Raw genomic sequence first — 9,328 nt, forward strand, 5'->3', positions numbered from 1 at the left:
ATTGCATGAACCGCTCGTCGCGACTCCGATTTCAATGGCAGGACAGCTGTACTATGTGGCGGGTCATGCGCCTCCCCCTGCTTCTCGTTGCGGCAGCGCCGATGTTGCTCGCCAATGCCGATCCCGCGTCGATCCCACCGCAGATCAAGACGATGCTCGACGCGGCACTCGCATCGGGCAACGAAGGCGACGTGGCGACGATCATGAAATATGCCGGCACGGCCGCTCCCGACAGCAAGGAAGCGATCGCCAAGCTGGTCGACGACTGGAAGAAGAGGCGCAGCGACGAAAAGATACACAAGCTGCAAGATGCCAGCTTCTTCGATTTATGGTCGGGACGCGCGGAACTGAGCGGATATATTTCGACCGGTAACAGCGACACTGAGGGCCTATCAGGCGCATTGTCTCTCACCCGCGAGGGGCTCGACTGGCGTCAGAAACTCAAATTCCAGGCCGATTACCAACGCAGCCTGGGAGTGACCTCACGCGAACATTATCTCGCTTCCTATGAGCCCAACTGGAAGATCGACGACCGATCGTACATTTACGGCTCCGGCTTGTTCGAAAGCGATCGCTTTCTCGGCTATACACAACGATATTCGGCGTCGGTCGGCGCCGGCTATAGCGCGCTGAAGAGCGACAAGGTGAAGCTCGATCTCGAACTGGGGCCCGCCTATCGGGCCACCAGTTTCACCGATGGCGGGGACGAACGCAGTATCGCCGCGCGCGGCAGCGTGGATTTCGCCTGGAAGCTCTCGCGCGGCCTGCAATTGACCCAGAACGCTTCGGCCTATGTCGAGCGCTACAATTCCACGGTCACCGGCACGACCGCGCTCAACGCCAAGGTACTCGGCCCGCTTTCCGCCCAGCTGTCCTACAACGTCCAGTATGAAAGCATGCCGCCCGAAGGCCGCGTGACGACCGACCAGATCAGCCGAGCCGGATTAGTCTACGCTTTCTGATCCCTTGCCGGCTTTCGGGTCACGGCTTCACCAATCGATCGCGACCGCCTAGAGCGGTGGCATGACGGAGACGATAGAGGCGGCGATCCTCGAGCGCGTGCGCGACGAGCCGATGCTCGAGCACACCCGCGCTTGGGCCGCGATCAACAGCGGGACGCGTAACCTCGCGGGCCTGAAGGCGATGGCGGCGACGCTGGCTGATGCCTTTTCCGCGCTGCCCGGAAAGGTCGAGTTGGTCGACCCTGCGCCTGCCACCAGCGTCGCACCGGATGGCCATGTCAGCGCACTCGATCATGGCCAGCATCTCGTCGTCCGCGTACGACCCGATGCGCCGGTCAGGATGCTGTTCACCGGCCATATGGACACGGTCTATCCGGCCGATCATCCGTTCCAGGAACAAAGTTTCCTCGATCACAACACGCTCAACGGTCCCGGCGTCGCCGACATGAAGGGCGGGCTGGCATTGCTGCTTGCGGCGTTGAAGTCGGTCGAGGCGTCGCCGCTGGCGAGTCGGATCGGCTATGACGTGATGATAAATTCGGACGAGGAGACCGGGTCTTTCTCATCGTCGGCACTGATCGCCGACCTGGCGCGCGGTAAGGTCGCGGCGCTGACCTACGAACCCGCTTTGGCCGACGGCACATTGGCCGGCGCACGCGGCGGCACGGGTAATTTCTCGCTCGTCGTCCATGGCAAGAGCGCGCATGCCGGACGCAATCCCGATGACGGCCGCAATGCGATCGTCGCGGCGAGCGATCTCGCGGTGCGCCTGTTCGCGGCGAAGGAGGAAGGGCTCGCGGTAAATCCCGCGCGGATCGAGGGCGGCGGCCCCAACAATGTCGTTCCCGACCTGGCCATCCTGCGGATCAATTTCCGGCCATCCTCGCCCCAGGCGATCGCCCGCGCGCAGGCCGCGATCGACGACGCGGTCGCCGCGGTTGCCACTGCGCGCGACGTCCGGATCGAAGCGCATGGCAGCTTCAACCGACCGCCCAAGCCGATCGACGCCGGCGCCGGCAAATTGTTCGATCTGGTCAAGCAGGTCGGCGCCGGGCTCGGCCTCGCGATCGGCTGGAAAGCGACCGGCGGCGTGTGCGACGGCAACAACATTGCCGCGGCGGGAGTACCCGTGGTCGACACGATGGGCGCCCGCGGCGGCGCGATCCACTCGGCCGATGAGTTCCTGCTGGTCGACAGCCTGCCCGAACGCGCGGCCTTGTCCGCGCTCACCATCATGCGCATCGCCGAAAAGGGGGGATTGTGAATTTCCGTATCCGTGCCGCGAACGACGAGGATCTCGATCATCTCTATGAGATGGCGAAGCTGACCGGCGGCGGCTTCACCAACCTGCCAGCCGATCGTCGCGCGCTCCGCCGCCGCCTCGCGCAGAGCAGCGCCGCTTTTGGCCGCGCCGAAGACACACTGGGCGACGACGTCTTCGTGTTGATGCTGGAAAATGTGGAGACCGGCGAGGTTCGCGGCACGTGCCAGATCTTCAGCCAGGTCGGCCAGCAGCATCCCTTTTACAGCTATCGCATCGGCACGCTGTCGCAGAAGAGCGAGGAGCTCAACCGTACCTTCCGGGCTGAGATGCTGACGCTGTCGACCGATCTCGAGGGCTGCAGCGAAGTCGGCGGGCTGTTCCTTCATCCCGGCGAGCGCGCCGGCGGGCTCGGCATGCTGCTGGCGCGCAGCCGCTATCTGTTTATCGCCATGCACCGGGAGCGGTTCGCGGAGCGTATCCTTGCCGAATTGCGCGGGATCATCGACGAGGCCGGTGGATCGCCGTTCTGGGACGGCCTGGCGGGGCGCTTCTTCGGGATGAACTTCCAGGATGCCGACCGCTTCAATGCGACTCACGGCCACCAGTTCATCGCCGACCTGTTCCCCAAACACCCGATCTACGTCGCCATGCTGACCGAGAGCGCGCGCAGCGTCATCGGCCTGCCCCATCCCTCGGGCCGGGCGGCGATGCGGATGCTGGAAAATGAAGGTTTCGCGTTCGAGAATTATATCGACATCTTCGATGGCGGCCCGACCATGACCGCACGGACCGACAAGGTGCGGAGCATTGCCGAAGCGGTGACGAGCAAGGTGATCGCGATCGAGGATGACGGCGGCGAACGCGCGCTCGCGGCGGCCGGTCATCTGTCGGACTTCCGCTGCGCCTTCGTCCAGCTGCGCGCCGCGAGCGGGGGCGTGGCGATCGACCGCGCAGGAGCCGAAGCGCTCGGCGTCGGCGAGGGCGACGACATCACTCATGTCGGCCGCTTCTGATGCCGCTGATCGAGATCAATTTCGATGGCCTGGTCGGTCCAAGCCATAATTATGCCGGCCTGAGCCTGGGCAACCTGGCCGCGACCGGCAATGCCGGACTGACCTCACGCCCGCGCGAGGCGGCGCTCGAAGGTGTCGAGAAGATGCGGGCCAATCTCCGGCTCGGTTTGACCCAGGGCCTTTTGCCACCGCACGACCGGCCCGACGATCGCTGGCTCGCTGCTCTGGCGACCGATTACGCATCCGCGCCATCGCATCTGAAGGCGCAGGCCTTGTCCGCCTCCCCTATGTGGGCAGCGAATGCGGCGACGGTGTCCCCAGCGCCCGACGCGGTCGACGGCCTGTGCCATCTGACCGTCGCCAATCTGGTGACGATGGCGCATCGCAGCCACGAATGGCCAGAAACGCTGGCGCAGCTCCGCCTCGCCTTTGCCGATCCGGCGTTCCTGGTGCATCCGCCCGTCCCCGCCCCGTTCGGTGACGAAGGTGCTGCCAACCATATGCGGCTGTGCGAACGCCACGGTGAGCCCGGCGTCGAGATCTTCGTTTACGGCGAAAGCGGTGGCCCCTTCCCCGCCCGCCAGCGCCGAGAAGCCTCGGAAGCGGTCGCGCGCGCGCACCGGCTCGATCCGGCGCGAACCATCTTCGCCCAGCAATCGGTCGACGCAATCGCCGCGGGCGCCTTTCACAACGACGTCGTCGCGGTCGCAAATGAACGCGTGCTGTTCGCGCACGAACTCGCCTTCGAGGATAAAGCCGCCCTCTATGCCGACATCGCCGCGAAGGCGCCCTGGGTCGAGATCGTCGAGGTACCGGCGCATCGCGTCAGCCTTGCCGACGCCATCCAATCGTATCTGTTCAACGCGCAGCTGGTGACGCTGCCCGACGGCACGATGGCGCTGATCCTGCCCGGCGAGGCGCGTGGCAATGCCGCGGTCTGGTCCTGGCTGGGCGAGATGATCGCCGGCAACGGGCCGATCCGGCGGCTCGAAGTAGTCGACGTCCGGCAATCGATGCGCAACGGCGGTGGCCCGGCCTGCCTCAGGCTGCGTGTGGTCTGCGACCCCGCGACGGTCGATCCACGCTTCCTGGTCGACGAGGCGAAGCTAGACCGGATCGCCGGAGTTATCGAGGCACATTGGCCCGAGGAGATCGCGATCGCCGAGATCGGCGACCCGGCATTGCTCGACCGCATCCGTACCGCGCGTCGCGCCTTGCTCGACACTCTCGGCCTGATCGAGTTGATCGACCGGTAAGGCTGGAGCGGCGTGCCCGATTTCCCAATCGGACACGCCGCTCTAAATTGTTCGTGATCGGCTATCGCGCCGGCCGGTTCTTCACCACGCGGTCGAAATAATTGAAGATCGTCGTCCAGACATGGATGTCGCGCGCCGCGGCATGCGTCTTGCCGGGATAGAACATCATTTCGAACGGACGATTGGCCGCCTGCATCTTGGCGGCGAACGCGGTCGAATTCTCGAACACGACATTATCGTCCGACATGCCGTGCACCAGCAGCAGCGGGTCGCTGATCTTCGGAGCGTCATCGATCGCGTCCGACGTCGCATAGGCTTTGGCGTCCGCCCTGGGGTTGCCCATGTAACGCTCGGTATAATGCGTGTCGTAGAGTTCCCACTTGGTCACCGGCGCGCCCGCGACACCGCCAGCATAGACGCCCGGATTGGCCTCCAGCATCTTGAGCGTCATGTAGCCGCCATACGACCAGCCATAGATGCCGATCCGATCGGGATCGACATAGGCCTGCTGCTTGAGCCACTTCGCGCCGGCTAGCTGGTCCTGGACCTCGATCGATCCCATCGCGCGATAGATCTTGTCCTCGAACGCCTTGCCGCGATTGGGCGAGCCGCGATTGTCGAGCTGGAAGAAGATATAGCCCTTGCTGACGATCAACTGCTCGAGCGGGCTCTCCCAGCCGCGCGTCACGGTCTGGCTGTGCGGGCCGCCATAATGCTGGAAGAATACCGGATAACGCTCGCCCGGCTCCATCTGCGGCGTGATCATTTCGTAATAGAGGTCGGTGCCGTCGGCCGCCTTGATCGTGCCGAACGTGCGCTGCCGATGGGCGCCGAGATAGGGGTAATAAGGATGCCCCGGTTTCACCGCATTCTCGTTGACCCAGCCAAGCTTCTTGCCCGCGGTATCGGCGAGATAGGTCTGCGGCGGCTGGTTGGGATTGGATCGCGTGACGATCAGCCGCGTTGCGGCGCTGTCCATCACCGCCTTGTTGGTCCAGCCGCGTTCGGTCAGCCGGGTGACGGCGTTCGGATGGGCGATATCGACCGTGTAGAGCTGCTGCTCGAGCACGTCGTCCTTGTTCGCCATGAAATAGAGCCGTCCGCGCGCTTCGTCGACGCCGACCAGATCGGTGACTTGCCACGGCCCCTTGGTCAGCTGCGTCCACTTGCCCTTGGCGAACCGGTATAGGTGTCCGAAACCGTCGCGCTCGGACCACCAGATCAGGCTGCCGTCCTTCATCGCGTGGTAATTGTCGCTGAGATTGACCCAGCTGTCGGGTCCCGACCTTTCGCTGAACCACGTCCTCGCCTTGCCCGTCGCCGGGTCGACGGCGAGCATGTCGAGCTCGGTCTGGGCGCGGTTCTCGCGCTGGACCAGCAAGGTCTTGCCGTCGGGCGTCCAGTCGACGCGGGTCAGGTAGATGTCGGGATCGCTGCCCAGGTCGACCTTGACCTTGCCGCCGGTCGCCGGGTCGATGACGTAGAGCTGGACCTGAACGTTGGGCGTGCCGGCCGACGGATAGCGCTGGTCGAACACCTTGGTGCCCTCGGCGCCGATCGCCGCACGCGTGACGATACCGACCGGCGCCTCGTCGAACCGTTCGACCGCGACCAGTCGATCGCCAGGCGCCCACCAATAGCCAGTGCGGCGGTCCATTTCCTCCTGCGCGACGAATTCGGCCTCGCCCCAATGGACGGTGCCACCGCCGTCCGCGGTCAGCGCCTTGGCGGCACCGCCGGCGAGCGGCTGAACGAACAAATTCTGGTCACGCACGAAGCTGACGAACCCGCCCGCCGGGCTGATCACCGGGTTGAGCTCGCCGCCCGGCGTATTGGTCAGCCGCTCGACCTTGCCGTCGAGATGGGCGAGGTAGAGGTCGCCGTCGAGCGGAACCAGGATCGACTTGCCGTCGGGCGCCCAATCGTAGGCGACGATGCCCTTGTCGCCGGCGATCCGCGCGCGTTCGCGCTGCATCTTTTCCGCTTCGGACAATTCCGCGCCGGTGCCGACTTTCTTCGAATCGACCAGCATCCGTTCCTCGCCGGTCGCGGTGTCGCGCGCCCATAGGTCGAAACGGCTTTTCTCGTCGGCACGCGGCTTGAGCAGGGTCAATAGCTTGCCGTCGGGCGACAGCTTCATCGCGCGGGGCTGGGATCCCGACAGATCGGGGCTGCCGAACACCCGATCGAGCGTCAGCGTCCGCTGCGCATCATCAGCAGCCACGGCACTCGTTCCGATCGCGAGAACCGCCACCAGCCCGATCATTCCACCGGTCAACCATGTCCGCATGTCCTTCGCGACTCCCTGCGCACCCGACTGAACGCGGGCGTTGCCGGGGCTTATCGCGGGCGCGGAACGTTCCGTAAAGGGCCGCGGACACGCGACATTTGCGGCACCGGCTTTTCCCCCTTGACCTCAACTATGGCTGAGGAAGTATCTCCACCGGCACGGACACTTCATACGAGGAACGATCCATGCCCGGCACCTTTATCGAGCACGTCAACGTCACGGTTCGCGATCCCGAACGCAGCGCCAAGCTGATGCACGATTTGTTCGGCTGGCACATCCGCTGGCAGGGCCCGGCGATCAGCGGCGGCCGATCGATCCATGTCGGCGACGATCGGTTCTACTTGGCATTTTATACGAAGGACGGCGCCGGCACCGCCGACGACGCCTTTCGCAAGGGTCGTCCGCTCAACCATATCGGCATCGTCGTCGACGATCTCGACGATGCCGAACGCCGCGTGATCGCCGCGGGGCTCGAGCCGTTCAACCATGGCGATTACAAACCCGGCCGACGGTTCTACTTCTTCGACTTCGACGGCACCGAATTCGAATTGGTCAGCTACAGCTGAGACCACCGCTCCGCCGGAAACATCCGTTCAAATGATCGTCGACCAGCCCGCAGGCCTGCATCCAGGCATAGACGATCACCGGGCCGACGAATTTGAAGCCGCGCTTGCGGAGTTGCGTCGAAATTTCTTCGGACAGCGGCGTCTTGGCGGGCACGTGCACGCCGTCTCCCCTGAGCGGCTCGTCCTCGACGAACGACCAGCAGAATTCGGCGAAATCCTCGCCGGCATCGTGCATCGCCAAATAAGCGCGCGCGTTGCCGATCGTCGCCTCGATCTTGGCGCGCGAGCGGATGATCCGTGCGTCGCCGAGCAGCCGTTCGACATCGGGCGCATCGAACCTGGCGACGGTCTCCGGCTCGAAGCTCGCGAACACTTCGCGGAACGCGTCGCGCTTCTTGAGGATGGTCGACCAGGAGAGCCCGGCCTGGAAACCGTCGAGCTGCAGCTTCTCCCATAATGCGCGTCCGTCGCGCTCAGGCACGCCCCATTCCATGTCGTGATAGGCTTGCATCTGCGGGTCCGAACCCGCCCAGGGACAGCGATTGGTCATGCCCGTCCGATAGCGATCCGCGCGGCGCTTAGCGAGCGATCCCGCAAGCTATACCGATCGCAACCCAATTGCGTTGCGCGACGGGCAAACGCCCAGCAGGATTGGCATTCACTTTGCGCAAGGGAGCAAGGAGGATCGTCATGCCCCGCTGGACCACCGCCTGCCTTCTGCTTGCTTCCTTGCAGCTCGCCAGCCCCGCAATGGCCGGGGAACGTCCGTTCGACAAGGCGCTGGCCGACTTTCGCGCGCTGCACCGTGCCGAGGTAAAACGCGCTGGTATCGTCGGCAGCAGCTTTTACGTCGTGCGCGATGGCCGGATCGCCGTCGCCGACCATCTCGGCGATCAGGACGCCGACACCAAGACGCCGGTCGACGCGCAGACCATCTATCATTGGGCGTCGATCACCAAGACCATGACCGGGATCGCGATCATGCAGTTGCGCGATCGCGGGTTGCTCAAGCTCGACGATCCGATCGTCCGCTACGTCCCCGAGCTCGCCGGCGTGCACAATCCGTTCGGCGATACCGGCGCGATCACCATCCGCCAGCTGATGAGCCATAGTGCCGGCTTCGGAGGCGCGACCTGGCGCTGGCGCGACAGCGACTGGCAGCCGTTCGAGCCGCCGAGCTGGGAGCAGCTCAAGGCGATGATCCCCTATACCGAGGTGAAGTCCAAACCCGGCAGCCGGTTCAGCTATTCCAACCCCGGCATCGTCTATCTCGGCCAGGTGATCGAGCGGCTCTCGGGGGAGGATTTCGAAGTCTATATCGACAAGAACATCCTCCGGCCGCTCGGCATGGTTTCGAGCTATTTCGATCGCACGCCGCCCTATCTGCTGCCGCACCGGACGCACAGTTATTACATCCGTAACGGGAAAAGGGTCGAGGCGCCGTTCGATGTCGATACCGGCGTGACGGTATCGAACGGCGGGCTCAATGCGCCGCTGCCCGACATGGCGAAATATGTCGCGTTCCTGCTCGGCGATCCCGCGCGTCAGGCCGAATATGATGTGGTGCTCAAGCGCAGGTCGCTCCAGGAGATGTGGAAACCGCAAATCTCGGCGGGCGAGGATTATACCCAGGGCCGGATGGCGAAGACGACCTGGAGCGGGCTGTCCTTCTTCCTCGACCAGACCGACGGCATCCGCATTGTCGGGCACAATGGCGACCAGAACGGCTTCCGCGCCTATCTGAGCCTTTGTCCGGACCAGCATATGGGCAGCCTGCTGACCTTCAACACCGAGACGCGCGAGGTGGAGAACGACCCTGGCAATCGCGACATGCCGGAATCCCGGATCGCGCTGGCGACGGATAATTTGTGCAAGGCGGTGGTGCGGCGCTAATTCCTCCCCGGCACGGGGAGGGGGACCAAGGCGCGAAGCGGCTTGGTGGAGGGGCCCCGCAAGGCGGCCGCCCCTCGCTCGCCG

The 9,328-nt window shown here is 64.5% G+C and carries 8 protein-coding genes; 6 read left to right on the forward strand and 2 right to left on the reverse strand.

What is annotated here, in order from left to right:
- The first annotated feature begins 65 nt into the window (after window positions 1-65).
- From SPR01S_RS07335 to SPR01S_RS07350, 4 genes are all read left to right on the forward strand, one after another.
- Entirely contained in the window at window positions 66-962 is an 897-nt protein-coding gene (locus SPR01S_RS07335) for a DUF481 domain-containing protein (protein ID WP_066587245.1), read from the forward strand.
- A gap of 61 nt (window positions 963-1,023) precedes the next feature.
- A complete protein-coding gene (locus SPR01S_RS07340) occupies window positions 1,024-2,226 on the forward strand; it encodes a hydrolase (RefSeq protein ID WP_066587249.1) in 1,203 nt (400 codons plus the stop codon).
- Complete coding sequence (locus tag SPR01S_RS07345) at window positions 2,223-3,239, forward strand: arginine N-succinyltransferase (RefSeq protein WP_066587254.1); 1,017 nt, start codon at window positions 2,223-2,225, stop codon at window positions 3,237-3,239. Before SPR01S_RS07340 ends, SPR01S_RS07345 begins: the two co-directional genes overlap by 4 nt.
- The gene (locus SPR01S_RS07350) at window positions 3,239-4,495 is read left to right on the forward strand and encodes an N-succinylarginine dihydrolase (RefSeq protein ID WP_066587258.1); all 1,257 of its coding nucleotides are present in this window, start codon (window positions 3,239-3,241) and stop codon (window positions 4,493-4,495) included. The genes SPR01S_RS07345 and SPR01S_RS07350 overlap by 1 nt, the downstream gene beginning before the upstream one ends.
- A 61-nt stretch (window positions 4,496-4,556) precedes the next feature.
- Here SPR01S_RS07350 and SPR01S_RS07355 read toward each other — a convergent pair whose 3' ends face one another.
- Window positions 4,557-6,785: a S9 family peptidase gene (locus SPR01S_RS07355; RefSeq protein ID WP_066587261.1), complete on the reverse strand. Its 2,229-nt coding sequence runs from the start codon at window positions 6,783-6,785 to the stop codon at window positions 4,557-4,559.
- Window positions 6,786-6,970: 185 nt separating this feature from the next.
- Between SPR01S_RS07355 and SPR01S_RS07360 the strand changes: the two genes are divergently transcribed.
- Window positions 6,971-7,351 carry a VOC family protein gene (locus SPR01S_RS07360; protein ID WP_066587264.1) on the forward strand — a complete coding sequence of 127 codons (381 nt, stop codon included), beginning with the start codon at window positions 6,971-6,973 and terminating at the stop codon, window positions 7,349-7,351.
- Here SPR01S_RS07360 and SPR01S_RS07365 read toward each other — a convergent pair.
- A complete protein-coding gene (locus tag SPR01S_RS07365; protein ID WP_066587266.1) occupies window positions 7,338-7,901 on the reverse strand; it encodes a DNA-3-methyladenine glycosylase I in 564 nt (187 codons plus the stop codon). The genes SPR01S_RS07360 and SPR01S_RS07365 overlap by 14 nt on opposite strands.
- Window positions 7,902-8,041: 140 nt before the next feature.
- On the opposite strand from SPR01S_RS07365, the gene SPR01S_RS07370 reads away from it, so the two are divergent.
- Window positions 8,042-9,244, forward strand: a complete 1,203-nt coding sequence (locus SPR01S_RS07370) for a serine hydrolase domain-containing protein (protein ID WP_084251015.1) — start codon at window positions 8,042-8,044, stop codon at window positions 9,242-9,244.
- The last annotated feature ends 84 nt before the right edge of the window (window positions 9,245-9,328 follow it).

The organism is Sphingomonas pruni NBRC 15498 (genome assembly GCF_001598455.1).
GTDB classification, from domain to species: Bacteria; Pseudomonadota; Alphaproteobacteria; order Sphingomonadales; family Sphingomonadaceae; genus Sphingomonas; species Sphingomonas pruni.

Coding starts and splice junctions, on each gene's coding strand:
- SPR01S_RS07335 (WP_066587245.1), top strand. CDS start 66: ATGCGCCTCCCCCTGCTTCTCGTTGCGGCAGCGCCGATGTTGCTCGCC.
- SPR01S_RS07340 (WP_066587249.1), top strand. CDS start 1,024: ATGACGGAGACGATAGAGGCGGCGATCCTCGAGCGCGTGCGCGACGAG.
- SPR01S_RS07350 (WP_066587258.1), top strand. CDS start 3,239: ATGCCGCTGATCGAGATCAATTTCGATGGCCTGGTCGGTCCAAGCCAT.
- SPR01S_RS07355 (WP_066587261.1), bottom strand. CDS start 6,785: ATGCGGACATGGTTGACCGGTGGAATGATCGGGCTGGTGGCGGTTCTC.
- SPR01S_RS07360 (WP_066587264.1), top strand. CDS start 6,971: ATGCCCGGCACCTTTATCGAGCACGTCAACGTCACGGTTCGCGATCCC.
- SPR01S_RS07365 (WP_066587266.1), bottom strand. CDS start 7,901: ATGACCAATCGCTGTCCCTGGGCGGGTTCGGACCCGCAGATGCAAGCC.
- SPR01S_RS07370 (WP_084251015.1), top strand. CDS start 8,042: ATGCCCCGCTGGACCACCGCCTGCCTTCTGCTTGCTTCCTTGCAGCTC.